Annotated in this window: 24 protein-coding genes; 12 read left to right on the top strand and 12 right to left on the bottom strand. The window is 40.2% G+C overall.

The annotated features are described in order from the left end of the window. Window positions 1-136: 136 nt before the first annotated feature. From NOS7524_RS24400 to NOS7524_RS24390, 3 genes are all read right to left on the bottom strand, one after another. Window positions 137-1,393, bottom strand: a complete 1,257-nt coding sequence (locus NOS7524_RS24400; RefSeq protein WP_015141147.1) for an NAD(P)/FAD-dependent oxidoreductase — start codon at window positions 1,391-1,393, stop codon at window positions 137-139. Window positions 1,394-1,734: 341 nt separating this feature from the next. Further along, entirely contained in the window at window positions 1,735-1,899 is a 165-nt protein-coding gene (gene rd / locus NOS7524_RS24395; RefSeq protein WP_015141146.1) for a rubredoxin, read from the bottom strand. A gap of 202 nt (window positions 1,900-2,101) precedes the next feature. Next, a complete protein-coding gene (locus tag NOS7524_RS24390) occupies window positions 2,102-2,296 on the bottom strand; it encodes a hypothetical protein (RefSeq protein WP_015141145.1) in 195 nt (64 codons plus the stop codon). 392 nt (window positions 2,297-2,688) lie between these two features. Here NOS7524_RS24390 and NOS7524_RS24385 point away from each other — a divergent pair, with 392 nt between their 5' ends. Together NOS7524_RS24385 and NOS7524_RS24380 are read left to right on the top strand one after the other, a co-directional pair. Next, window positions 2,689-3,252, top strand: a complete 564-nt coding sequence (locus NOS7524_RS24385; protein ID WP_015141144.1) for an SRPBCC family protein — start codon at window positions 2,689-2,691, stop codon at window positions 3,250-3,252. Then, on the top strand, window positions 3,252-3,827 hold the full coding sequence (locus NOS7524_RS24380) for a DUF924 family protein (RefSeq protein ID WP_015141143.1): 576 nt from the start codon (window positions 3,252-3,254) through the stop codon (window positions 3,825-3,827). The genes NOS7524_RS24385 and NOS7524_RS24380 overlap by 1 nt, the downstream gene beginning before the upstream one ends. 52 nt (window positions 3,828-3,879) lie before the next feature. Here the strand turns inward: NOS7524_RS24380 and NOS7524_RS24375 are convergent, their stop codons facing one another. From NOS7524_RS24375 to clpB, 5 genes are all read right to left on the bottom strand, one after another. Then, a complete protein-coding gene (locus tag NOS7524_RS24375; RefSeq protein ID WP_015141142.1) occupies window positions 3,880-4,149 on the bottom strand; it encodes a hypothetical protein in 270 nt (89 codons plus the stop codon). A 266-nt stretch (window positions 4,150-4,415) separates the two neighbouring features. Continuing rightward, window positions 4,416-5,360 (bottom strand): DNA cytosine methyltransferase, encoded by a 945-nt coding sequence (locus NOS7524_RS24370; protein WP_015141141.1) that lies wholly within the window; start codon window positions 5,358-5,360, stop codon window positions 4,416-4,418. A 176-nt stretch (window positions 5,361-5,536) separates the two neighbouring features. After that, window positions 5,537-6,691 (bottom strand): hypothetical protein, encoded by a 1,155-nt coding sequence (locus NOS7524_RS24365; RefSeq protein WP_015141140.1) that lies wholly within the window; start codon window positions 6,689-6,691, stop codon window positions 5,537-5,539. Next, window positions 6,688-7,137: a hypothetical protein gene (locus NOS7524_RS24360; RefSeq protein WP_015141139.1), complete on the bottom strand. Its 450-nt coding sequence runs from the start codon at window positions 7,135-7,137 to the stop codon at window positions 6,688-6,690. The genes NOS7524_RS24365 and NOS7524_RS24360 overlap by 4 nt, the downstream gene beginning before the upstream one ends. Before the next feature lie 455 nt (window positions 7,138-7,592). Continuing rightward, window positions 7,593-10,211 (bottom strand): ATP-dependent chaperone ClpB, encoded by a 2,619-nt coding sequence (gene clpB / locus NOS7524_RS24355; protein ID WP_015141138.1) that lies wholly within the window; start codon window positions 10,209-10,211, stop codon window positions 7,593-7,595. A 210-nt stretch (window positions 10,212-10,421) separates the two neighbouring features. On the opposite strand from clpB, the gene NOS7524_RS24350 reads away from it, so the two are divergent. From NOS7524_RS24350 to NOS7524_RS24335, 4 genes are all read left to right on the top strand, one after another. Then, complete coding sequence (locus tag NOS7524_RS24350) at window positions 10,422-10,679, top strand: TIGR02450 family Trp-rich protein (RefSeq protein ID WP_015141137.1); 258 nt, start codon at window positions 10,422-10,424, stop codon at window positions 10,677-10,679. Between the two features lie 540 nt (window positions 10,680-11,219). Further along, window positions 11,220-12,086 carry a ferredoxin:protochlorophyllide reductase (ATP-dependent) iron-sulfur ATP-binding protein gene (gene bchL, locus NOS7524_RS24345; protein WP_015141136.1) on the top strand — a complete coding sequence of 289 codons (867 nt, stop codon included), beginning with the start codon at window positions 11,220-11,222 and terminating at the stop codon, window positions 12,084-12,086. Window positions 12,087-12,114: 28 nt separating this feature from the next. Continuing rightward, window positions 12,115-12,840 carry a DUF5331 domain-containing protein gene (locus NOS7524_RS24340; RefSeq protein ID WP_015141135.1) on the top strand — a complete coding sequence of 242 codons (726 nt, stop codon included), beginning with the start codon at window positions 12,115-12,117 and terminating at the stop codon, window positions 12,838-12,840. A gap of 251 nt (window positions 12,841-13,091) precedes the next feature. After that, complete coding sequence (locus NOS7524_RS24335; protein ID WP_015141134.1) at window positions 13,092-14,495, top strand: ferredoxin:protochlorophyllide reductase (ATP-dependent) subunit N; 1,404 nt, start codon at window positions 13,092-13,094, stop codon at window positions 14,493-14,495. A gap of 141 nt (window positions 14,496-14,636) precedes the next feature. Here NOS7524_RS24335 and NOS7524_RS24330 read toward each other — a convergent pair whose 3' ends face one another. Then, window positions 14,637-15,917 (bottom strand): hypothetical protein, encoded by a 1,281-nt coding sequence (locus tag NOS7524_RS24330; protein ID WP_015141133.1) that lies wholly within the window; start codon window positions 15,915-15,917, stop codon window positions 14,637-14,639. A gap of 257 nt (window positions 15,918-16,174) precedes the next feature. On the opposite strand from NOS7524_RS24330, the gene NOS7524_RS24325 reads away from it, so the two are divergent. Together NOS7524_RS24325 and NOS7524_RS24320 are read left to right on the top strand one after the other, a co-directional pair. After that, complete coding sequence (locus NOS7524_RS24325; protein WP_015141132.1) at window positions 16,175-16,426, top strand: hypothetical protein; 252 nt, start codon at window positions 16,175-16,177, stop codon at window positions 16,424-16,426. Further along, window positions 16,407-16,667, top strand: coding sequence for a Txe/YoeB family addiction module toxin (locus tag NOS7524_RS24320; protein ID WP_015141131.1), 261 nt, complete (start codon window positions 16,407-16,409; stop codon window positions 16,665-16,667). Before NOS7524_RS24325 ends, NOS7524_RS24320 begins: the two co-directional genes overlap by 20 nt. Window positions 16,668-16,954: 287 nt before the next feature. Here NOS7524_RS24320 and NOS7524_RS24315 read toward each other — a convergent pair whose 3' ends face one another. Continuing rightward, window positions 16,955-18,004 carry an anti-sigma factor antagonist gene (locus tag NOS7524_RS24315; protein ID WP_041555441.1) on the bottom strand — a complete coding sequence of 350 codons (1,050 nt, stop codon included), beginning with the start codon at window positions 18,002-18,004 and terminating at the stop codon, window positions 16,955-16,957. Between the two features lie 192 nt (window positions 18,005-18,196). Between NOS7524_RS24315 and NOS7524_RS24310 the strand changes: the two genes are divergently transcribed. Continuing rightward, window positions 18,197-18,991: a 7-carboxy-7-deazaguanine synthase QueE gene (locus tag NOS7524_RS24310; protein ID WP_015141129.1), complete on the top strand. Its 795-nt coding sequence runs from the start codon at window positions 18,197-18,199 to the stop codon at window positions 18,989-18,991. 132 nt (window positions 18,992-19,123) lie between these two features. Here the strand turns inward: NOS7524_RS24310 and NOS7524_RS24305 are convergent, their stop codons facing one another. Continuing rightward, window positions 19,124-19,768, bottom strand: coding sequence for a DUF3318 domain-containing protein (locus NOS7524_RS24305; protein WP_015141128.1), 645 nt, complete (start codon window positions 19,766-19,768; stop codon window positions 19,124-19,126). 77 nt (window positions 19,769-19,845) lie between these two features. Further along, complete coding sequence (locus tag NOS7524_RS24300) at window positions 19,846-20,403, bottom strand: hypothetical protein (RefSeq protein WP_015141127.1); 558 nt, start codon at window positions 20,401-20,403, stop codon at window positions 19,846-19,848. A 615-nt stretch (window positions 20,404-21,018) separates the two neighbouring features. Between NOS7524_RS24300 and NOS7524_RS24295 the strand changes: the two genes are divergently transcribed. The 3 genes from NOS7524_RS24295 (at window position 21,019) to NOS7524_RS24285 (ending at window position 24,251) form a co-directional block, all read left to right on the top strand. Beyond that, window positions 21,019-22,071, top strand: a complete 1,053-nt coding sequence (locus tag NOS7524_RS24295; RefSeq protein WP_015141126.1) for an amino acid ABC transporter substrate-binding protein — start codon at window positions 21,019-21,021, stop codon at window positions 22,069-22,071. Window positions 22,072-22,133: 62 nt separating this feature from the next. Further along, window positions 22,134-23,054: an amino acid ABC transporter permease gene (locus NOS7524_RS24290; RefSeq protein WP_015141125.1), complete on the top strand. Its 921-nt coding sequence runs from the start codon at window positions 22,134-22,136 to the stop codon at window positions 23,052-23,054. 48 nt (window positions 23,055-23,102) lie between these two features. After that, window positions 23,103-24,251 (top strand): amino acid ABC transporter permease, encoded by a 1,149-nt coding sequence (locus NOS7524_RS24285; RefSeq protein WP_015141124.1) that lies wholly within the window; start codon window positions 23,103-23,105, stop codon window positions 24,249-24,251. Window positions 24,252-24,288: the final 37 nt, after the last annotated feature.

The following is a 24,288-nucleotide window of genomic DNA, read 5'->3' as shown; positions in this document are numbered from 1 at the left end:
CATAATCTATGGATTTGAACAAGGATAAAGTGCGTGATGTTGTCCATAAATTCCACAAGCATCCTTAAATCTGCTGAGTATCGTCACTTGATTTATCAGAGCTAGTTAAGGAGTTTATGCAATTTGACTACTAAATTTATCTGTGTGATCGTAATTGTTCTGAGTCGCCAATTCCCATAGCGTTACCTGCCAAATAGGCTGTTGTCCAAGCACTTTGGAAATTAAATCCACCAGTTACGCCGTCAATATCTAGAATTTCACCAGCAAAGTAGAGTCCAGGAACTAGCTTACTTTCCATCGTTTTGAAGTCAATTTCCTTGAGGTTGACACCGCCACAGGTGACGAACTCCTCTTTAAAGACTCCCTTACCATTAACTAAGTATTTGCCCTGGGTAATTTCTTGGATCAAGAGATTTAAAGTTTTATTAGAGAGTCCTGCCCAACGATCATCTGTGGTAATACCGACACGGGCGATTATAGATTGCCAAAGACGGTGGGGTAAATCAACGCCACGGTGCAGAGCGATCGCTTTTTTTGCCCATTCATTTTTGACTGCTAAGATTTTTTGCCGGACTTGTTCTTGGGACAGTTCCGGCAACCAATTCACCAATAAAGTCGCTTGATAGTGATGTTCGTGTAGAACTCTGGCACCCCAAGCTGAAAGCTTCAGTACAGCCGGGCCACTTACACCCCAGTGGGTAATCAGTAATGGCCCAGTTTGTTCTAATTGAGACTTCTCCCCTACCAATAATTTTAAACGTACGGGGTTTACACTGATCCCGGCTAATGCCCTGAGCTTGGCCTCTGGAATATTAAATGTAAATAATGATGGTACGGGTGCTTCGATGTGATGTCCTAATTGTTGGGCAATTTTGTAACCGATGAGGCTGCTGCCTGTAGCTAGCAGCAGGCGATCGCATCTGATGATCTCACCAGACTTTAAAATTATTTCAAATTCCGTGTTAATGCGTTTAACAGCAACAACAGCTGTACCCGTCCAAATTTCTACTCCCTCAGCTTGAGCAGTATTCATCAGACAATCCACAATCGTTTCAGAACTGTCTGTAATGGGAAACATCCTACCATCGGCTTCTGTTTTTAGTTTTACCCCGTGGTGAGCAAACCAAGCTACCGTATCTTGAGCTTGAAACCGAGTAAAAGCGCCCCGTAAAGCCTTACCACCTCTAGGATAACTTTGGACTAACCCCTGTGGTTCAAAGCAAGCATGAGTCACATTACAGCGTCCCCCGCCGGAGATGCGGACTTTAGCTAATGGTTGACGACTAGCTTCGAGTAAAGTGACTTGAGCTTGGGGGTTAACTTCGGCACAGGCGATCGCCCCAAAAAATCCTGCGGCTCCACCGCCAATAACTACAATCTTTAAAGGTAGCAATTTACAAATTATCTCTTCTATAGCACCTACTTTCTAGGCTAGTACACTCAGCGTCAAAATAGAGATATTATTTACCCACGCCATCTGTCTTGAAAATAGGAAGTGGAGAGTAGGGAGTAGGGAGTGGAGTAGGGGAGCCACTGCCGAAAGGGTTCTCGACTTGAGGAGCCACTGCGTTGCGGAGGACAGTTGCGTGGGCGGGTTCCCCGACTTGAGCAAACTGTCCGTTGGGGTTCCCCCCGTTGTAGCAAGTGGCGTGCAAGTAGCGTGTGTAAGGGTGTAGTGCAAGACTTTTCCTTATTTTAGTTCTGGGTTGTTCCCGTGATTAGCTGACTTGATATTCACCCTTCTGCTGCTTCAAATAAATCTTTAGTAGCACCGCAAACCGGACACACCCAATCCTCTGGGATGGCTTCAAAAAGGGTACCTGGGAGTATGCCGCTATCTGGATCGCCTACTTCTGGATCATACTCGTAGCCGCAAACACTACATATATAAATTTGCATGGTTGCCCCTGGTTAATACTTCACCTTATCAATATCTTTAACAGCAGTTCAGTCTCAAAACACCATACTGGTTGCATAAAAAAATATCTCTCTGATATCTGTGAGCAGCCAGACTGGGGATAGATGATTTTGATTAAGAATTGGTATATTTCTTTGTCGGATTATGATTTATTGCTAAATCGTGTGGTAAATCACCACATTATTAAAAACGCCACCAAGTTCTTTGAGCATAAGCAATCAGTCCTAAAGCGATCGCCCCAAGAAACAATAGCCAAATAACTCCGCCAGGCATAAATGACAGCAGGCCAAAACCTCTCAGTAGCCAGACAGCTATGCCGATGCCGAGTAGCACACCAAACGCCTGTGTTAATCTGCGGTTCAAGGAAGATTGACTCACTATTTTTTCCTCTTAATTCCTAATTAGCTGTATATAGACAAATTAACCAAAAATTTACTGAATTTTTACTAAAAATAGGATTCTATGAATTGCTTCAATTACATAAAATACTTTATAGATTGTATTTGTAACATTTTAGCTTTTTTAAGCTAAATTTTTCCTTGATAAGTAGTGCTATGATTACTGCCAAGAGCATAGACAATAGTATTTGTAGTTAAAAACACGGATTTTCCAGTAGATTTTCAGAATAATGTGCTGACGTGATTGGTTCCGGAAACCGTGTGTACTGAAGTGGAACTAACATTGATGAGGTTGTACTCCATTAATTTAGAGATGGTTGATGGTGACAACCTGAGCAGATGGTGAAGTTGAGGAGTAACGGAAAAAAATTTATGTTTGCACCCCATATATCAAACCCAGTGATCACAGGTTCAGATCTGACATGGAGTCAAGAACAGCGACACTTGCTGATGCAGGGTGAAATTTTTGTCCAGACGCGATCGCATAACGCCTGTGGTGGTGCTGTCAGTGCTTGTATGTACTTACCAATGGTGCGATCGCAGGTATGGCAACAAATCACCGATTACCCCCGTTGGGTACAATACTTTCCCGACATCACCAAAAGTGAGGTATTGCAGCGAGGTGAAGTCAAGCGCCTGTACCAAGCAGCACAAAAAGCTTTCCTTTTTTTCACGGCTCAAGTTGAAATTTACCTCAACGTCGTGGAAGTTATCGGTCAAAAAATTCAGTTCCACATGGAAAAAGGCTCTTTTGTTGACTTTGCAGCCAAGATTGAGCTAAAAGACTGCGGCAATGGGACTGTACTCATTTATAGCGTCCAAGCTACCCCGAATATTCCCATACCTGCTATTTTTATTCAACAAGCCATGAACTTTGAGTTGCCTGCAAATATGCGTAAAATGCGACAAGTGATTTGTCAACATAGAGCAACATAATGTCCCAGGCACAGACAATTTTAGACTTTTGGTTTGGCCATCGTGATGAACCAGATTACGGGCAACCCAAAAGTTTTTGGTTTAAAAAGCAACCAGAATTTGATGCAGAATTACAGCATCAATTTTTCAAAGATTATCAACAAGCCGCAGCAGGGTATTTAGACGACTGGATAAATTTACCCACAACCTGTCTAGCCTTGATTCTGCTTTTAGATCAGTTTCCCCGAAATATGTTTCGTGGTACTCCAGACGCATTTGCTACTGATTGGGAAGCATTGTCAGTAGCCAAGCACGCTGTTGCACAAGGTTATGATCATGACTTGCTACCTGTGCAACGGTGGTTTATTTACTTACCTTTTGAACACAGGGAAAACCTAGCTGATCAGCATCAGTGTGTGAAGTTATTCCAGCAGTTGAGTGATGATCCTGATAGTGCCATAGCAATTGAATCCGCATTGCAACATCTGAACATTATTGAGCGTTTTGGCCGCTTTCCTCATCGCAATAGTATTTTAGGACGTGTTTCCACTCCCGAAGAAGAAGAATTTCTGCAACAGCCAGGCTCAAATTTTTAAACCCATAAACTTATAAGACGCTTTCTTCTATAAAAGAGAAAGCGTCAAAAAACTAGGCTTGAGTTAATTCCAGCAATTTATCTTGTTTGGATAAACTCAACGAGTTATGAGAATAGCTAGGCTCACTTTCAAACCATACATAAGCTAATTCATATTCATTGAACTGATAACCAATACTAGCTGCAAAGTTCACTATCTTGGTTTTGTCCCAATGCCAACTGCTCAACAAACCTCTACTACAGCAATTATTAAAGTATTCTTCATAAATAGATTTTTCTGACATCAAAACTTCATAAAAAGCATTCACTTGCTGTAACGACATAAAAGTTTATCCCCGAAAATTTTATTTTTGTATCTAATAAGACCTACATTAAATAGCCAGAGTATTCCGGGTTGCATAGTCCAGCATTAAAGAGTCTTTATTTATTTAGAAAAATAAAATTAATCTGATAATTAATCATCTCGCTACAGATGGAATTTTTGTATAAAGTTGGTATTTTTTACTAAGAAATTATATTTTTCATTAAAGATTTATGTTTATTCTGCTACAATATCGACTCCATAAAGCAATAATGACTGCCATTATCACTATTGTTTTAAAAGCAAGATGTTAGGTAACTGATATGAAATGCTATTAGAAGAGTCATCTTCAATATATTCAAGTATGCAACGAGCTACATATTCAGCCAGATTTACAGGAACAGCATTGCCAATCATCTGTTCTAAATCTGATTTATTCCCCTTAAACTTAAACGTTTTTGGAAAAGTTTGAATGTAGCTTCGTTCAATTGTAGATAGGGGTCGCAATTTCTCGTTAATATCGCAGGCATCTCCTTCATGTTTTTTATAGGTTTTAGGGATAGGTCGATTGACTCCCCGAACCGTTGGACTAGGTTCATGTATGCTGAAGATAGCCCTTCTTTTATAGCTTCTAGGGTGGTGATAAAAATATTCAATTCCTAGCTGATTACCTAGGTAGTCAAAAACAGTCATAGGTTTTTTAGATTGGTGTTTTATTAGATAATGGTTGAGAGCATCATCCTTTCCATGAAGCTGACCAATTAAAAAGTATCGTCTTCTAGCTTGCGGAACTCCACAGTAACTAGCATTTAAAATTGAGGAAGTTAAACCATATCCACTTTTTTTAAATATTTCTAAGACTGTTTTTAAAACTTTGCTTTTAGAAATTCTCTCAACATTCTCCATCACAAACCAATTAGGCTTTACTTGAGAAATAATGTTAGCAAATACAAAAGTTAAGTCTGCTCTCCCCAGATTTTCATCTCGTTTGCCTGCACTTGAAAAATCTTGACATGGAGGACCACCAATGATTATTTCTGGATTAAAACTAGCGATTAACGCACATACATCTTCTCTCAACAGGTCTTTTTCAAAGATAGTATGTTGGAAATTTTCTCTATAAACTTCAATAGCTGAAGGCCAATAATCAAAAGCTGCTACAATGTCAAAGCCAGCATTTTGAAATCCTAGTGACAAACCTCCACAACCCGCAAATAAATCTATTGCTTTCATCTCTGAGTAGCTAAGTAGAGAGTTGGTAATTTACTAAGTCATATCTTGCAGCATTCTCAATAAGCGTAAGGTGGGCATGGCCAACAATATAAAACTCATGATATTAGCAACTGACAAATAATACCAACCCTACAAAAATTGTTATTAAGCAAATGTATAGAAAAATATTAGATTTTCTATACATTTTCCTGAAGTTGAATGTCACGGAAAGAGTATCTTTTGTCTGCTGATTTATCACGTCTTTCAAGAACTTCCACTACCACTGGGCGATTGACCATGCGTCCAATAACATCATCAATTTCTTCTTTTGCATCGTAAATTATTTTATTTTCACCATCAATATTAACTTCAATCCAATCCTTATCCAACTGCAAGCCACGCAAAGTACTTCGCAATTGAATCACTCTGTGTTCGTGTAGTTCTGGTACTACTGGATCTGTTTTTTTGAGAGCATGATTAATAACATCACGAGTATGAGGACTGAGAATTACAGGACGTGGTTCAATATCAACAGTTGATTTAATTTCCATTTGATTAAAAGACTTACCTGTTGCTGGTGGTGCAAGTTCACGAGTTAACTTCAAAAAAGCCTCTCGATAATCTTCTTTAGGTACAACTTCTATTAGCTCTCCCTCTGGATCTTGCGTGGTTGCTGTAATAATTTCAAGAAATTTCTTAGTAATTTGTTCTACACGTAACTCAAAATCAGGTAAACCTGGTATAGTTAGCTGTTCATTAGGCTTACGCACTCTTACAGCAAATTGATAACTTCCAGGGGGAGCCTGTAGCAACCAAGGATCACACTGGTTCTTTACAACTTGGTTTGGACTGCCTCGCTTTCGTAAGTCTAAATCAAGAAGAAATTCTGTTGTTCGGTAGAAAATATTTCTAATTTTTTCTACTTTATCTAAAACCAGTTCTAAGGGAGCCGCACCATATAATATTTCTCCACCACTAACAGAAACTAAGACTTCGCCTTCTATGAATTGAATACCAGATTTTGCACGGGACTCTTGATAACGAATAACTTGTAGAAGTTCCTCTAACTCTTCCACTGCAAAAGAGGGTAAAACCTCAGTAGCTAACCATTTATGAGCCACTCGCTTTGCTTGTAGAAATTCTTGGGCTTTATAATAAAGAGATGCAGCACTAACTGCGGTTATTCCAATGGTTCGTTTTTTGTCGGGAGTTAGATTTTCTAGTGCATTAACCTCTGCTTCAGCAGCTAAACGATAGAGTTCAGCAGCACGTATAAGGTCTTGCTGGCGATACATCTGCTCTGCTTGGCTCGCATACTCTTCACTGCGAGTATGATGCACTAACCAACTCATGATGCTTGATCGACTGTTTGAATTAATATCAACTGTACTTTAAAACCTATGACTGCTGCTAGAGCAGGAAGGTTACTATTACCTTGTTTTGTCTGCTCAATCTTTATACGTAGTCGTTTTTTGACTTCGGATTTATCAGAATGTGTCCCAGAAACTTCTAGTCGAAAACAATTCTCTAAATCCTCTAAATCTTCATTTATTGGAGCGATGTAGTAATCTGCGCCTGTACGTGTTTCTGCACGTCGTACAGCAAATAAACCTCTCGAAAGCTCGGTGGCTGCAATTGCAACAGCATATGCTCCATCCCTTGTTGCATCATCTATGTTTGCCCAAGCTCCTCTGATCCTATTATCTGTTATGTCCCAGTCAACTTTTGCAATAGATTCAACCTTATCATTTTCTAAAGTAAACTCTTTGGGTGAAATATGATGTCTATCAAGACACACTCTTGCAGCTTCAAGATAACTACCAGCTACTGAGGGTGTCAGAGCCTAATGTCGTTCAGCCATATTGTTTAAGGGTAATAGTGGTGGGTGATTGTCAGTCAAGATTTTCCTCCTGAGCCAAGAGTAAGCCTTAATTTATTCTTGTCAATTTTTTTGATGCTACTGTTTAGATTGAAAACAGTGAATTTATCCTTATCAATATTTACCTTATTTTGGGTATTTATATAGAATTTTTAGGTAAATATTCTATTGGGATTGAAATTGAACTACATTACTTCAAAATCATGACGCTATATTCCTTTTTCGTTATTTTATGTATCACATTGAAATATCTAGCACAAGGTAAAAGTCCTGATAGTGCTAAAAAATCCGCCTGACAATAACTGACAAAAAAAACGCAAAGAGGCACTTTTACCCCTTTGCGTCTCTGCGCCTTTGCGCGAACCAATCTTTAACTAACTACTAAATACCTCAACAGGTAAACGACTAAAAGACAACCTTTCATTCTGCACATCAACAAAAATAGTATCCCCATCGTTAAACTCTCCGCGCAAAATCGCCTTAGCAATTTGCGTTTCTAACTCGCGCTGAATCGCCCGCTTCAGTGGACGCGCTCCAAATACTGGGTCGTATCCTACCTCAGCCAAAAAGTCAAGTGCAGCCTCAGAAAGTCGCAATGACATCTTACGATCGCCTAACCTATCCCTTAATCTTTCCACTTGCAACTGCACAATCTGCCGCAGTTCCTTCTTATCCAAACCGTGGAAGATGATAATCTCATCAATCCGGTTGAGAAACTCAGGCCGGAAACTATTTCTCATCGCTTCCATCACCCGATGACGCATTTCATCATAGCGGGAGTCATCCCCAGCTACATCCAGAATGTACTGTGAACCGATGTTGCTGGTCATAATAATAATCGTGTTCTTAAAGTCCACGGTATGACCTTGGGCATCGGTAACGCGACCATCATCGAGAATTTGCAGGAAAATATTAAACACATCGGGGTGGGCTTTCTCGATTTCGTCAAAGAGAATCACGGCGTAAGGACGGCGACGAATCGCTTCAGTCAGTTGTCCCCCTTCTTCATAACCCACGTATCCGGGAGGCGCACCGATTAACCGAGAAACGGCGTGTTTCTCCATATATTCCGACATATCAATCCGCACCAGTGCTTCTTCGGTGTCGAACATATACGCCGCTAATGCCTTGGCTAACTCGGTTTTACCTACACCAGTGGGGCCGAGGAAAACAAAACTAGCAATGGGACGATTCGGATCAGCTAATCCAGCACGCGATCGCTGAATCGCATCGGCGACAGCTGTTACAGCTTCCGATTGTCCAATTACCCGGTGATGCAGTTCTTCTTCTAAGTGCAGGAGTTTCTCTTTCTCTGATTCCACTAACTTGCTGATGGGTATTCCCGTCCACTTAGAAATAATTTCCGCAATGTCAGCTTCGGTTACTTCTTCCCGCAACAAGGATTTACCTGTACCTTGGGCTTGGGATAACTCTCTTTCTGTGCCTTCTAATCGCCGATGCAAGTCCGTTAACTTACCATATTTCAACTCAGCAGCCCGATTGAGGTCGTAGTTTCTCTCTGCTTGTTGAATCTCTAAGTTTACTCGGTCAATTTCTTCTTTGACAGACTGAAGCTTTGTAATAATATCTTTTTCAGACTGCCATTGAGCATTGAGAGTTCTTTGTTCTTCTTTGAGATCCGCCAGTTCTTTTTCCAGTCTTTCTAAACGTTCGCGGGAAGCGGCATCACTTTCTTTTTGCAAAGATAGCTTCTCCATTTCCAACTGCAAAATTTTGCGGTCGATTTCGTCTAGTTCTTCCGGTTTAGAGGTAATCTCCATTTTTAACCTAGCGGCAGCTTCGTCTACCAAATCAATGGCTTTATCTGGTAGGAAGCGATCGCTAATATAACGGCTAGACAAGGTAGCGGCTGCAACTAAAGAACTATCAGAGATTTTCACCCCGTGGTGAACCTCATAGCGTTCCTTCAAGCCCCGCAAAATAGAAATTGTATCTGCAACACTGGGCTGATCTACATAAACTTGCTGGAAGCGTCTTTCTAAAGCTGCATCTTTTTCGATATATTTGCGATATTCATCTAAAGTTGTCGCCCCGATACAACGCAACTCACCCCGCGCTAGCATGGGTTTTAACAAGTTACCCGCATCCATTGCGCCTTGAGTTGCACCTGCACCGACAACGGTATGAATTTCATCAATAAATAAAACAATATTGCCGCCAGATTCTGTGACTTCCTTTAATACAGCTTTCAGGCGTTCCTCAAATTCTCCCCGGAATTTTGCCCCCGCAATCATCGCACCCATATCTAAGGAAATTAACTTGCGGTCTTTGAGGGATTGAGGAACATCACCAGCCACGATACGCTGTGCTAATCCTTCGGCGATCGCAGTTTTACCAACACCTGGTTCACCAATTAACACGGGGTTATTTTTGGTACGACGAGACAAAATCTGGATGGTGCGGCGAATTTCATCATCCCGCCCAATGACTGGATCAAGTTGACCTTTGCGGGCTGCTTCTGTGAGATCACGCCCGTATTTTTCCAGCGATTGGTATTTGCCTTCTGGATTTTGGTCGGTCACTTTCTGACTCCCACGAACTTGTTTAATAATATTTTTGAGTTTGTTTTCGTCTAAACCGAATTCTTGAAATAAACCTTTGCCGAAGCGATCATCTTTAGCGTAAGCCAGAAATAAATGTTCAATAGAAATATATTCGTCTTTAAAATCTTTACGATAACCTTCAGCGCGGTCTAAGAGTGTATCCAAACTCCGCCCCAAGTATACAGAGGTGCTACTACCTGAGACTTTCGGCTGGCGTTGGATAAATTGTTCAGTGCGATCGTTGATTTTTTGTAAGTTCACACCTGCTTTAGTCAAAATCCCGCTAGCTAAACCTTCTTGTTCTAGCAGTGCTTTCATCAGGTGTTCGCTTTCTATCTGCTGCTGTTGATGCTGTTTAGCAATCTCAGGAGTGTGGGCGATCGCTTCCCAGGCTTTTTCTGTAAATTGGTTTGGATTAGTTGGTTGCATAGGCTAATTCAGGCTACCACTCTAGACGCAAAAGTGCAGATAGAACAAATTGTTCTCATATCGTCATTTTAAGAAGAGTGGCACCAATTGCTGGATCGGTCTTCACGTCTTCAGCAAGTAGTAGTATTCTCCATATTCTGGGAAAAGCGAGTGGGGATGTAGGGGAAAATAACTAATGACTGTTGACTATCGACTAATAACTATTCACCGATGGCTAAAAAACAAAAATTTCCTTATTTAGTCGGTTCTAAGTGGACAACCACAAAAAAAATAGATGGTTGGCGACATTTCCAGGTTGTCAACCGCAAAAATCAGGGTAAGTGGGTTTATGCAGAAATGGTTGCCGCTTGTGATCCTAATGTCCGGTTTTGGATCAACGCCAAATTATTACAAGATAATTCCCAGTGGCAAGCCGGATGGCAATCCCTCAAAGAAATTGAGGCACTTGAAACCCACTCAGGATTTTAGTCAAGCTTAGATACTATTTGAAAAATTAATATTTTTTTACAAAAAAGTTCTATTTGGCTAATATCCCCTTAGTTACCAAGGTTGAGATAGAGGTAAAAAGAGGGTGATCTCTGAAATTTTGTCTCTTCTGTGACTAAAATCCCCTGTAATCACTGGCTGATTTGCGATCGCCCCCAGCATCTCCCATCACCCATATCACACTGACAATCCAAGTCAGCTAAATCTAGTAAAAATATTGATATTACGTTATTTTGTAATTTTGTTTTTTGTAACTATTTTTATAATTAGTTATTTTTAAATTTTGCAAAAAAAAGGTTTTTGCATTAAATAGAGGTTTTTTCGATTATTTTTATCTATTTTTTCTAATTTTTTATTTATAAAGCTGTTTAGCTTTATTTTTTAGATTTACACCCCCTTTATTTCCCGTGAAATTTCGTCAATAATCACATTCACATACCTCACACATCGCCATCGACGGTTAGGTGAAGGCCAATGTTTTAGCCACGAGTTTGATAAAAAAACGATAAGAGGCAAACAACAGTGAAATTAGCAGTTTACGGAAAAGGTGGGATAGGCAAATCCACAACTAGCTGTAATATATCCGTCGCCCTAGCCAAACGCGGCAAGAAGGTGCTGCAAATTGGGTGCGACCCCAAACACGACAGCACCTTTACCCTAACTGGATTTTTAATTCCAACAATTATTGATACTCTGCAAGAAAAAGACTATCACTACGAAGATGTTTGGCCAGAAGACGTAATTTACAAAGGCTATGGTGGTGTAGATTGCGTTGAGGCTGGAGGCCCACCTGCGGGTGCTGGCTGTGGTGGTTATGTTGTTGGTGAAACCGTAAAATTACTGAAAGAACTCAACGCTTTTGATGAGTATGATGTAATCTTGTTTGATGTATTGGGTGACGTTGTTTGTGGTGGTTTCGCAGCACCACTCAACTATGCAGATTACTGCATGATCGTGACTGATAATGGCTTTGATGCCTTGTTTGCTGCTAACCGCATTGCCGCTTCTGTGCGGGAGAAAGCACGGACTCACCCACTGCGTCTAGCTGGGTTAATCGGCAACCGTACCTCCAAGCGCGACTTGATTGAGAAGTATGTGGAAGCAGTTCCTATGCCTGTGCTGGAAGTCTTACCATTAATAGAAGATATCCGGGTGTCTCGCGTCAAGGGGAAAACTTTGTTTGAAATGGCAGAGTCTGACCCATCTTTAAACTACGTTTGCGATTACTACCTCAACATCGCTGACCAAATTCTCGCACGTCCTGAAGGAGTTGTACCTAACGATTCCCCAGACCGGGAATTATTTTCTTTATTGTCAGATTTTTATTTAAATCCGCGTAAACCACAGGTTGCTAATCCTGAAGAGGAATTAGACTTGATGATTGTATAAATCATCTAGTTTCAGGATGGGGGTCAATATGGCTTTCTTTAATAGCTTTACAGATTCGATTAGACAGAAGTGGTTGCAATTTTTCCAAGCCAATCGTGATTGGATCAAACTCCATATGCAGGTGGAATCAGTCTATACGCCTGATGGTGGAAAACGTCCACCTTCTTACCTCATCCTGGGAGTAGTGAATGCGCTAGAACCAAAATTAGCACAGTTAATGTTTCCCTTTGCCAAATTAAATCCTGATGCCGATACTTTAATTGAGGTACTGGATTTACATTTTGACCCAGACATTGCCCTTGGTAACAGTACAATTCCCGAAGCAGAACCAGAAACTCACCAATACGAGCCGACTGCTGAAGTCGATGAAAACATCGAAGATGAAACTTTTGCAGATTCTCATACCAATGGTTTTGGGGGAGATGTTGAGTCTCAAACGCTGATAGTCGGAGACATGGAACAAACTATCCAACAACTCAAGGATGAGTCTGTTGCAGCCATGAGCCAGGAAGAAGATGATTTTGGCGATGTTTCTTTTGATGTCGCAGCTGCATCTGTAGAACAACTGGAAGAGCAAATTCTGGATGATCTGAACACACCAGATGAAAATGCTTTCAGTGACGTGTTATCAGATGTCTGGGGTGATGAAACATCCTTACAAAAGGGTGAAGAAAATAATGATTTCTTGGGGGAAGAATTACCAGCTGGCGTTTTTGATGAATCAGAAATTGCCCGTCTCTTCCCCAACGCATAAATATTAGTAATCAGGGAGTAGGGAATAGGGAGTAGGGAATAAGGAATAGTATGTAGGATTTACTACTCATACCAATTTGAAAAAAGAATATGACAGATACACACGCTTAAACCCTTGTGATATCTATTCTTTTGAATTTTGAATTTTGTAGGCGCAAGCCTTCCCGGAAGGGTATTTTGAATTTTGAATTGGTATGACTACTCCCCCCTCTTATTCACCTGCCTTTAGATATTAAGGGGAGAAAAACCAAAATGACCGTCGCGCAAGAACCAACAGCTTTAAACTTTGAGTGTGAAACTGGCAATTACCATACCTTCTGCCCAATTAGCTGTGTGGCATGGTTATATCAAAAAATCGAAGATAGTTTCTTTTTGGTGATTGGAACTAAGACTTGTGGGTATTTCCTACAAAACGCGATGGGGGTCATGATTTTTGCAGAACCCCGCTATGCAATGGCAGAGTTAGAAGAAGGGGATATTTCAGCCCAACTGAATGATTATGAGGAGTTAAAGCGATTATGTGAGCAAATTAAGCGCGATCGCAACCCCAGTGTAATTGTATGGATTGGCACTTGTACCACTGAAATCATCAAAATGGACTTGGAAGGTTTAGCACCCAAGTTAGAAGGTGAAATAGGTATTCCCATTGTAGTGGCGCGTGCTAACGGCTTAGATTACGCCTTCACTCAAGGAGAAGACACCGTGTTAGCAGCAATGGCTAACCGTTGTCCTAGTCAAGTCCCAGTCACGGAAAATGAGAAAAATGAGCGTAACGCTATTCAAAAGCTGCTCAACTTCGGGAAGAAAAAAGAAGAAGTAGTTCAGGAAGAATCAGAGTATGTAGATCATCCACCCTTGGTTTTGTTTGGTTCTCTACCTGATCCTGTTGTGACTCAGTTAACCTTAGAACTGAAAAAACAAGGCATCAAAGTTTCCGGCTGGCTACCTGCTAAACGCTTCACAGAATTACCAGTCTTGGAAGAAGGGTATTATGTCGCTGGTGTCAACCCCTTCCTTAGCCGCACAGCTACCACTTTAATGCGTCGCCGTAAATGTAAACTCATTGGCGCACCCTTCCCCATCGGCCCCGATGGGACTCGCGCCTGGATTGAGAAAATTTGTTCGGTGTTTGGCATTACTCCCAAAGGCTTGGAAGAACGGGAAGCGCAAATTTGGGCAGGGTTGGAAGACTACGTAAAATTAATTCGTGGCAAGTCTGTATTTTTCATGGGCGACAACTTGCTAGAAGTTTCTTTAGCACGGTTCTTAGTGCGCTGCGGGATGACTGTTCATGAAGTTGGTATCCCCTACATGGATAAACGCTATCAAGCGGCTGAGTTAGCAATGCTGGAGAAAGCTTGTTTAGAAATGGGTGTACCCCTGCCGAAAATTGTCGAGAAGCCCGATAATTACAACCAAGTGCAGCGTATTTATGATTTGCAGCCAGATTTGGTTATTACTGGGATGGCTCACGCTAACCCCTTAGAAGCGCGGGGAATTAATACAAAATGGTCTGTGGAGTTTACTTTTGCTCAAATTCACGGTTTTACTAATGCGCGTGACATTTTAGAGTTGGTAACTCGTCCACTGCGTCGTAATAATAATTTGAAAGATTTGGGTTGGGATAAGTTGGTGAAGGAAGAAGCGAAGATTTAAGATTTGGGTTTTAAATAATTATTTTAGAGGCGAACCTTTGTTCGCCTTTTTTATGTTTCACACATTCGCCCTTGGCGTTCCCGCAGGGTAGGCACATTCGCAGAGCGTCCCGCAAGGAAGACGCAAAGGAAAGAAGTAATTTTAAGTAGATAGTGATATTTGTAAGGGTGTTTTTGGCATTATATACATTAATTCTGAACCTTCTGGTTGATTCTCTGTAGGAGTTAATTTGAGCCATTCATGAAAGCTGATACCTAATTGAGATATTGCTTGTATTTCTGTTTGATATGATTCAAAACGACGGTGGGTTTCTACCATAGATTCTATTACTTCTAATACTTGAGGAAGGCGTTTATCAGCTTCTCGCTTCAAATCACCAACATTAGGACCTAGCCAACCTCCTTGAACTTCAACACGACTTAGAATAGCTACTGGCAGAGATTCCACCCACTTATTAGGGTCTTGCGCCATTTTATATAAATTTTCGCGTTGCATTTCAAACACTGCATTTTCTTCCAAATTGTGATCAATCCATTGGTAAACTTTGGTTAATCTTCTCAAGTCAATCTGGTCTTTAAAGTGAGGTTGCAGATAAGCTGCTGGGTTAGAAGTTAGAAGAATTTCAACATACTTTTGAGTACGAGAACGAATAACTCTTGCCCCTTCTTGAAAGCGGCGCAGTGCTGTTTCATGTTCTTCTAATTCTAAATAACAACGTGTTTCAGCTAGATATGCTAAGGATAAGGTGAGCAGGTATTCATCAGCAATTTGGCTTTGCTGCTCAATTTCAATATCAGTAAAATCAGTATAAATATGTTCTGCTTCTAAAAATCGGTTGATAGCTTGTAACGCGCTACTTCTACGATTTTCTAATTTGGTCATCGTAAAAGCATTAATTGCTAATTCAATAGCTGCACGAAAATTAGCATAAAAACTGAGATCAATTTTCCGGTTAATCTTATTTAATAACTCTTGTGCTTCTTGTAAGCGTTCTTCTAGTTCTTTAAGTCGTTGCGCTATCACAGCAAAGCCCATCACTGAAACGCCTAGATTCAGTATGCTAGCAGCTGTAGTTACCTGTAAAATTCCTTGAGTTAATCGTAAATTCTGCCCTAATTCTTCTAACTGATACTCAATACCACCTAAACGCTCATTGACATCAGATAAACCTTTTCTTATCACAGCTGCGTTAGCCCCTGAAGCAACTAGATTTGCTCCTGAAACAGCAAGATTGAGGACACTATTAGAGGATTGATTTAACGTTGGTTTTAGAGAATTAGGGGTTATCTCTTTTAACCAAGTGACAACTTGTTTTGTAGTAGCATCAACGACTACACCCCCAACTCTTAAGAGGCTTCCATCAGATAAACCTTTAGCAATATGTGGTGCAAGTGCAAATGCAATTTGAATTGGTAAACTCATGATATTCTCCTAGTTGCTAGAACTCAGTGAGCAATGAAGTATCAGCTTTGCTTGTATGTAGCAGGTAGCTGTGCTTTAGATAGTATTCCCAGTTTGGGTTAGAGTGTATCTAATTAACTAGCGATCGCTCTTTTTTCACTAAAGTAGATCAGGGAATACAGGGAGCGATCGCACTAAAATGCCATTATTTCGATAAACTTAAAATAAAGTCTAAAATACTGTCTAAGTCCCAGTTATGAAAGGAGTAACTAAAATCTATGCTGAGTGGTATTAAAAAAAAGGTTATTGTCGGTAAAGATGGCAAAATTGAATTGTCTACAACCGAACTAGCAGAAGGAACTGTTGTAGAAGTCATTGTTCTAGTGGAACAGGAAACTGAGGAAGATGAAACTACGTACCTTTTAAAATCGGAAGCCAATAAAAAACATCTACTTCAAGCTTTAGAAAATGTAAATAAAGGAAATCTAATCTATGTCGAATTAGATGAATATGAAAAAAATAGCATTTGAACCAGAAGCTTTTGAACAATTAGGTCTGTGGACAATAGAAGATAAGAAAATTTTTAAAAAAATATTAGAATTGATTAAAGACATCCAAAGAGAACCATTTTCAGGAATTGGTAAGCCTGAAGCCCTTAAGTATGAATTACAGGGTTATTGGTCAAGGCGGATTACAGATGAACATAGATTAGTCTACAAAGTAGAAGAAGATTTAATAATTATTCTGTCATGTAAATATCATTATGAATAATCAAAAAATATAAAGCATATATAGATGCAGGAACTAAGTTTTTTGAAATAAATGCACCCAGCAAAGGGAAGCGATCGCACAAATCATTAGTAGAAACAAGATACGCGAATTCCCAAAGAAGTCGCGGATCTGAACACTGCAAATTGTCACGAATCAGATAGGATTGCTATTTTTAATTTAAATCATCAAGAAATATGCCCAAACTAAAATCAGCTTGGGCATTTATAAAGATAAATATTCATTTGGTAGTTAGGATTTTTTAACAAATTACAAATCAAATTAATTTGTTAATAAGCACCACTATTTCTATTAAAGATAATGGCAATAGTCTTGAAAATTAACTTCAAGTCGTACATCAGACTCCAGTTTTTCTGATATAGCAAATCTAGCCTAATCACATCTTCAAAACTGCGGACTTTAGACCTGCCGTTAACTTGCCATTCGCCGGTCATACCTGGTTTTACGTCCAAACGCTGCCACTCTGGGACTTCATAACGTTCTACTTCATCCGGTGTAGGTGGTCGAGTTCCAACTAAACTCATATCCCCTTTCAAGACGTTCCAAAACTGCGGAAATTCATCTAAGCTAGTACGGCGTAGAAACTTGCCTACTCTTGTGATTCTGGGATCATTTTCATTTTTAAAAAATGCACCTTCTACTTGATTTTTGACTAGAGACTTTTTCGCTTCTGCATCTACACACATGGAACGGAATTTCCAAATTTTGAAGCGTTTCCCCATCCAACCACAGCGAATTTGTCCAAAGAAAATAGGGCCGGGATCATCTATTTGGATAGCAATCATAATGGGAATCAACAAAATTCCCGTGATTACCAAACCTACCACAGCACCAATAATGTCTAAAAATCTTTTCATCCACGATGCTACCGATGGATGAGTAGTTGGTAGTTGCTCAACTTTACGAGAATTACCCTTCTGGATATCAGTCAAATTATCAGCTTCTATTGGCAGTGTATCGCTACTAGACTCAATAGAAAAAACTTTATCTAGTCCTGTGAGGTTTAGCACTGCCATGACCTGGGGAGTGACATTCCGCAGAGTCATAGTAATTTCTTTCTCTTGGGTAGTTTTAAAACTACTAACCAAAGCTCCTAAACCACTACTATCCATAAAAGTAGTTTGCTGAAAATCAATAATGATTTGTTTAGGATGGGGATTTTTTTGAGTTAATTCTTGGCAGGTTTGCTTAAAGCCTACTGCTTCAAGCACGCTAAGACGCGCAGATACCTGCACTATTACCATTTCATCTAAGGTAGTAACTGGGAAATTTACCTCTGTGGGTTGGCTAGTCATGAAGCTCTGCACTTTCGTTGCCATATAAATTTAATCTGCCAAACTTATTTTGTCCTAAAAAATCACCTAACCTCATATTTAATAAGTAGGAATAATGACTCATCGCTAGTTGTATAGGATAAGATCACAGACTGCCTGTAACGGTTCACAATAGAACAAGAAGTGAAACATACTTGTTATTGCGCCGATGCAGCGCGATCGCGTTGCTACTATCCTATGACTGCTAAGACTACAGCCGAACCTACTGCACGCCTGATCGAGGTCTTTTCTGCTATTCAAGGGGAAGGACTGAATGTCGGGACACGTCAAATTTTTATTCGCTTTGCTTTTTGTGACTTGCGTTGCCACTTTTGCGATAGTGTCCATACTTGGAATGCACCTGCTAATTGTAGGATAGAGCGATCGCCCGGATTACGAGACTTTGAAACTCATCCCAATCCTGTCCCAATACCAATCTTACTCGAATGGATTGAAAGGCAGAATTTACCTTCTCTACACGATAGCATTAGCTTAACTGGTGGAGAACCTCTTCTTCATGCAGGTTTCTTAAAGGAATTTTTGCCACAAGTGCGATCGCTCACTGGCCTACCCATATATCTCGAAACTGGCGGACATCGCCCAGAACAATTAGCAATGATATTACCCTATCTCGACTTGGTGGGTATGGATTGGAAACTACCCAGTGTCAGTGGTGAATCTCATTGGCAAGAGCATATGAAGTTTCTGCAAATTTGTTATCCAAATTTAGAAACTTTCATCAAAATAATTATTTCTGATCAAACTGATGTGGCGGAATTGGAACAGGCTGCTTTGTTAGTCGCAGATGTCAGTCCTGAGATTCCCCTATTTTTACAACCTGTTACACCTTTGGCTGAATCTGAACAATTTACTAAAACTCCTGTGCTGGCTCCTACTCCCGAACAGGTTTTGACATGGCAAGCTTTGATGAAGCGGTTCTTAAAACAGGTTCGCGTTGTACCCCAGACTCATAAAATGCTCAATCAGCTATAAGCCAACAGCATATCGGTCTGTTCTTGATCAGGCTTCACGCGCACAAATTTTTGTGTAAAATTTTGATGAAGATAAATCAAATTTAAATCATGGGATGGGCAATACTTGCCCACCCAAATCTATTTTTGGTGACTACAATTCGCCTTCATCTGTTGCTCTAGATTTAGCTTTGGCTTTATTCGCACTACGCTTAAGAGCAGAAAGCCGCGTTTCATAGCGAGAGCGTTGGCGCTTGCTAGGAGTGTTATCGATGAGGGTTTTTAAGGCACTACCTAGACTCTTGTAGGCGTTAGGAAGACTATAACCAAAACGAGTTGCTAGTGCGATCGCCTTATCATCAGCATCAATTAATTCTCTGAGTTGCTTTTCTCCATTATTTTTTTGATATAGTCGCCAGCCGGAAACGCCACACAGCGCCAAAGCCAACACTAACAACAATCCATCCTGTACCCACAACTCACCTACAGCACCACCTAAGCCGATGGCTAATGCTGCCATTTCCCAACCATCTTTGGGAATTGTGTCATTTTGAATGCGGGCGACTTCATGCCAGAACAGCAGATTACGCTGATCCATTGCTAAGGTGTCCCATTTCACCAAGTCAATTTGAATTTCTACTTGGTCTTTACCAATTTCTTCGCAACGGATCAGGGGTGGATTGACCTCAGTTGTACCTTCAACCGTGACCCAGCTCTGCAATTCTGGCGGTAGTAAGCCTTTTAACCGCCGGAGTTCACTCATTTCCGCTTTGGCAGAGGAGGTTGCATAGGATGTCATAAAATCCAGCCCTAGAAAATTTCAGTATATTGTGAGGGTATCACTTTGGAGTATAGCTATTTAAGTGATGTTTCGTCTCACTCTGTAGGAAAACTTCCTCGCTTTTTCCTAGCTTGCATTGCTTTTTCTAGGATTTCCAGTAATCCAGGTGCTTCTTCCTGAATACTCAGTAAAATTCTTTCCCCAAGTTCTATATTCCCTGGATCGTGACCTGTTGCCATTACCGCTTTTAAACGTGGGATTGCTATATTGTCTACAATCTGAATTAATCCACTCAAACAGCGATGAAATTGCCTCTCCGTGAGAATTGAGTCTTCTAAAGGGAATTCAATCATGGCACGGATTTCACCATCAAGCGGGTCATATTCCCAGTGCAGCATTTTCGTTTCCCAGGCAATTGTCAAGATTGTCTGTAAAATAGCTTCCTTGTGAGGATGATCTTGAACTATAGCTATAACTTGAGGCGCAAATACCCGGAAAAATTTTCCCCCTTCATCTAATTGGACAACTATTAGAAAATCTTCTACGTTATCAGCTTCTACACCTGTGATGATCTGGTCTTCGTCTTCATCGAAACGGTAGTCCCAACCTATCTTATCTAAGTAATTAGCAATCTGTTGTAGATTAGCTCCCATAAAAGCCTCTTTAAGCAACGGTGAAGCATCTGTCACCAGAATATAGTTTAACCTTTTAGTGGCAGGTGCTGAAGTTGGTGTAGTTAATTATCTTCTTTTAGAAGTATGCAATAAGTTGTTGCACATCAGATGAGTTTGTTGACTGATATATCCAAATTCCTTAACTTCCAGTAATTTTTATTTGTCAACAGAGTTTCAAGATATACAGCAGATTCGATTTTTATGAGGTACAGCAACTAATTGAAAAAAGTAATGAGTAATGAGTAATGAGTAATAAGTAATAAGTAATGAGTAATAAGTAATGAGTAAATTTCTTGCTCATTACTCATGATGTACCTCACTTACTTCAAAAACATTATCTTAATTAGTAAATTCAGTTTTATAGTTGAGAAATTATTGTACAAACCTGCCCTTTTCTAAAGTAGAAGGTAACTCAAGATAGCGTAAATAAATATTTTTTACTTTCAATCACTCAGAAAAAATATCCATAAACTTTGCAGTTAATGAAATTGCCACATAGGTACTCAAAAAGATTTATATTACAAGCATCTATTTCGGTTTAACCAAACTATTGTATTCACCAATACATTTTAAAGTCAATTATCCAGGAATTTTATGCGGAAATCAGGTTTAATATTGGCAGCATCCTTAATTTTTACTACTACAGCTTGTGGTGGCAACTCAGCAACAACACCAAATGCAGGTAATACCTCAGCAGGCGATCGCTGGGAAACTGTCAAAAACCGTGGTCAATTAATTTGTGGTGTCAGTGGCGAAGTTCCAGGGTTTAGCTTTGTAGGCACTGATGGTAAATATAGTGGGATTGATGTAGATATTTGTCGCGCTGTAGCCGCAGCTTTGTTTGACAACCCAGACGCAGTAGAGTTCCGTAACCTCAATGCCAAAGAACGGTTTACAGCTTTACAAACTGGCGAAGTAGACATCCTCAGCCGCAACACCACCTGGATACTCAGCCGTGCTACATCAGTAGGTTTAGAATTTGCACCTGTAGTTTTTTACGATGGTCAAGCAGTTATGGTTCGCAAAGATAGCGGACTGAAATCTTTAACAGATCTCAAAGACAAAGCCATCTGTGTACAAACTGGTACTACCACAGAACAGAACCTAGCAGACCAAATGCGGAAACGAGGTATTACTTACAAACCAGTTGTCTTTGAAGATGTTAACGTTACCTTTGCCACTTATGCAGAAGGACGTTGTGAAGCTGTCACCGCCGATCGCTCCGCTTTAGTATCCAGACGTACAACTCTCCCCAAACCAGAAGATCACGTCATTTTAGATGAAGTCATTTCTTCCGAACCCCTGGCACCAGCAGTAGCTAAAGGAAATAGCAAATGGCGTGATACTCTCACTTGGGTAGTTTATGCCTTAATCAAAGCTGAAGAGTTAGGCATTAACTCTCAAAATGTTGGACAATTTGCTACCAGTAATGATCCAGAGATTAAACGGTTTTTAGGAACTGAAGGCAATCTCGGACAAGGACTTGGTTTAACCAATGACTTTGCTGCCAGAGTGATTAAGCACGTTGGTAACTATGATGAAATTTACGATCGCAACCTCGGCCCAAAAACAAAACTCAACTTACCTCGCGGTCAAAATCAACAGTGGACAAAAGGCGGACTGTTGTATTCACCACCTTTCAGGTAATGGGAACTGAGAAATGCCGGGGAAGCAGGGGAGAAAAACTATTGACTATTGACTATTGACCAATGACTAAACCCCCTTTATGGCGTGATGATCGCTTTTGGCGAATAGCTGGACAATTAATTGCTGTGTTTTTAGCCTTAGCTATAGTGGCAATTATTTGGAATAATCTCAACCGCAACTTACAGCAGTTAGGGATTCAGTTTGGCTTTGATTTTCTTAACCAGCAAGCATCTTTTGATATTGGCGAAACACCAATTCCTTATCAACCAACTGATGCTTATATTCGTGCCTTTTGGGTAGGGCTAACTAACTCATTAAGGGTAGCAGTTTTAGGAATCATCTTCACAACAATTATTGGAGTTATAGCAGGTATCGGGAGACTCTCAGACAACTGGCTAGTTAGGAATATTATGCTGGTTTATGTAGAGGTATTCCGCAATACGCCTTTACTATTACAGTTGTTATTTTGGTACTTCGCCGTCTTTTTAAGTTTTCCCAAAATCCAAAATAAAATCACCCTTTGGGGATTCTTGGGTCTGAGTCAAAATGGCATAGAATTACCCTGGTTTAACTTATCTCCAGAGTTTTCCGCTTTACTTTTGGGATTAACTTTTTACACAGGCGCTTTCATTGCCGAAATTGTCAGAGGTGGAATTGGGTCAGTATCTCAAGGACAATGGGAAGCAGCGCGATCGCTAGGATTAAAACCAAGCTTAATTATGCGGCTAGTGATTCTACCTCAAGCCTTACGGGTAATAATTCCCCCACTGACTAGCCAATATCTGAATCTCACCAAGAATTCGAGTTTAGCGATCGCGATCGGCTACCCTGATCTCTATTTTGTCGCCTCCACCACCTTTAACCAAACCGGGAAAGCTGTAGAGGTAATGTTACTACTGACTCTCACCTATCTCACCCTCAGTTTAACTATCTCTTTAATCATGAACTTATTCAACCGCAGAGTTCAGATCAAAGAAAGATAATAGGGACTGGAGACTAGAAACTAAGTAGGGGAGAATGATTAATAACTAATGACTAAACAACTAACTTGGTTACGTAAAAACTTATTTAGCACTTGGTATAATAGTTTGTTAACTGTTATTTGCTTGATATTGCTATTTTGGCTAGTGCAGGGAATAGTAATTTGGGCAACCACTCAAGCACAATGGCAAGTAATTCAAGTCAACTTACGTTTATTTTTAGTTGGGAGATATCCGCAAAGCCAATATTGGCGGATTTGGATTGTATTAGCAATTACTACTACTTTGGCTGCTATAAATACAGGTATTTTATTTAGTCAGCCAAAGTTGAAATTGCGGAGTATGGGAATATTCGCCGTTATCACCACCTTGGGAATTATTATCTTACCTGTAGATTTAATATCTCGCCTTTGGTCATTTTTAATTGTGTCTGTACTAATTCCTAGTCTCTGGTTAGGGAAAAAGTTTGCTCAAGTTATAGCACCTTGGCTTTCTTTAGTATGGTTATTATCTTTTCTCCTAATTCTCTGGCTAATTGGTGGTGGATTTAATTTACAACCTGTATCTACAACGTTGTGGAATGGTTTGCTACTTACATTACTAATGGCCGCAGTTAGTATTGTGCTTTCTTTTCCAATTGGAGTTTTACTGGCATTAGGAAGAACTAGCAATTTACCTGTAGTCCGTTGGTTTTCTATTCTCTATATTGAAATCATCCGAGGAGTTCCCCTAATTGGGATTTTATTCCTGGCGCAAGTCATGTTACCTTTATTTCTTTCAGCAGATATACGCCTAGATAGGGTTTTAAGAGCGATCGCAGGTTTAGTATTGTTCAGTGCTGCCTACATGGCCGAAAATGTACGCGGTGGACTCCAAGCCATCTCTCGTGGACAAGTCGAAGCAGCCAAAGCACTAGGATTAAATACTCCTTTCACAGTTATATTTATTGTCTTGCCTCAAGCTTTACGTGCTGTTATTCCTGCTATTGTGGGACAATTTATCGGCTTATTTAAAGATACTTCTCTATTATCTCTTGTGGGCTTAGTGGAACTGACAGGTATTGCTCGTTCCATATTGGCACAACCTCAATTTATTGGTCGTTATGCAGAAGTATATTTATTTATTGGTTTCATTTACTGGCTGTTTTGTTACTCTATATCCTTAGCTTCTCGGCGATTAGAGAAACAGTTGCATCAATAGTCAATAGTTATTAGTTATTAGTTAATCTAACTGGCTC

This window comes from Nostoc sp. PCC 7524 (genome assembly GCF_000316645.1).
Lineage (GTDB): Bacteria > Cyanobacteriota > Cyanobacteriia > Cyanobacteriales > Nostocaceae > Trichormus.
Note: the sequence above shows the minus strand (reverse complement) of the source record. Positions and strands in the feature narration are given on the sequence as shown.

Bases quoted from the DNA above. Each gene is read 5' to 3' on its own strand.
- NOS7524_RS24340 (WP_015141135.1), top strand. From the start codon at position 12,115: ATGGCTTTCTTTAATAGCTTTACAGATTCGATTAGACAGAAGTGGTTG.
- NOS7524_RS24315 (WP_041555441.1), bottom strand. From the start codon at position 18,004: ATGGCAACGAAAGTGCAGAGCTTCATGACTAGCCAACCCACAGAGGTA.
- NOS7524_RS24385 (WP_015141144.1), top strand. From the start codon at position 2,689: ATGTTTGCACCCCATATATCAAACCCAGTGATCACAGGTTCAGATCTG.
- NOS7524_RS24320 (WP_015141131.1), top strand. From the start codon at position 16,407: ATGAAAAAAATAGCATTTGAACCAGAAGCTTTTGAACAATTAGGTCTG.
- NOS7524_RS24300 (WP_015141127.1), bottom strand. From the start codon at position 20,403: ATGGGAGCTAATCTACAACAGATTGCTAATTACTTAGATAAGATAGGT.
- NOS7524_RS24370 (WP_015141141.1), bottom strand. From the start codon at position 5,360: ATGAAAGCAATAGATTTATTTGCGGGTTGTGGAGGTTTGTCACTAGGA.
- NOS7524_RS24290 (WP_015141125.1), top strand. From the start codon at position 22,134: ATGACTAAACCCCCTTTATGGCGTGATGATCGCTTTTGGCGAATAGCT.
- NOS7524_RS24330 (WP_015141133.1), bottom strand. From the start codon at position 15,917: ATGAGTTTACCAATTCAAATTGCATTTGCACTTGCACCACATATTGCT.
- NOS7524_RS24380 (WP_015141143.1), top strand. From the start codon at position 3,252: ATGTCCCAGGCACAGACAATTTTAGACTTTTGGTTTGGCCATCGTGAT.
- NOS7524_RS24285 (WP_015141124.1), top strand. From the start codon at position 23,103: ATGACTAAACAACTAACTTGGTTACGTAAAAACTTATTTAGCACTTGG.
- NOS7524_RS24365 (WP_015141140.1), bottom strand. From the start codon at position 6,691: ATGAGTTGGTTAGTGCATCATACTCGCAGTGAAGAGTATGCGAGCCAA.
- NOS7524_RS24350 (WP_015141137.1), top strand. From the start codon at position 10,422: ATGGCTAAAAAACAAAAATTTCCTTATTTAGTCGGTTCTAAGTGGACA.
- NOS7524_RS24375 (WP_015141142.1), bottom strand. From the start codon at position 4,149: ATGTCGTTACAGCAAGTGAATGCTTTTTATGAAGTTTTGATGTCAGAA.
- NOS7524_RS24335 (WP_015141134.1), top strand. From the start codon at position 13,092: ATGACCGTCGCGCAAGAACCAACAGCTTTAAACTTTGAGTGTGAAACT.
- NOS7524_RS24295 (WP_015141126.1), top strand. From the start codon at position 21,019: ATGCGGAAATCAGGTTTAATATTGGCAGCATCCTTAATTTTTACTACT.
- NOS7524_RS24310 (WP_015141129.1), top strand. From the start codon at position 18,197: ATGACTGCTAAGACTACAGCCGAACCTACTGCACGCCTGATCGAGGTC.
- NOS7524_RS24305 (WP_015141128.1), bottom strand. From the start codon at position 19,768: ATGACATCCTATGCAACCTCCTCTGCCAAAGCGGAAATGAGTGAACTC.
- NOS7524_RS24325 (WP_015141132.1), top strand. From the start codon at position 16,175: ATGCTGAGTGGTATTAAAAAAAAGGTTATTGTCGGTAAAGATGGCAAA.
- rd (WP_015141146.1), bottom strand. From the start codon at position 1,899: ATGCAAATTTATATATGTAGTGTTTGCGGCTACGAGTATGATCCAGAA.
- clpB (WP_015141138.1), bottom strand. From the start codon at position 10,211: ATGCAACCAACTAATCCAAACCAATTTACAGAAAAAGCCTGGGAAGCG.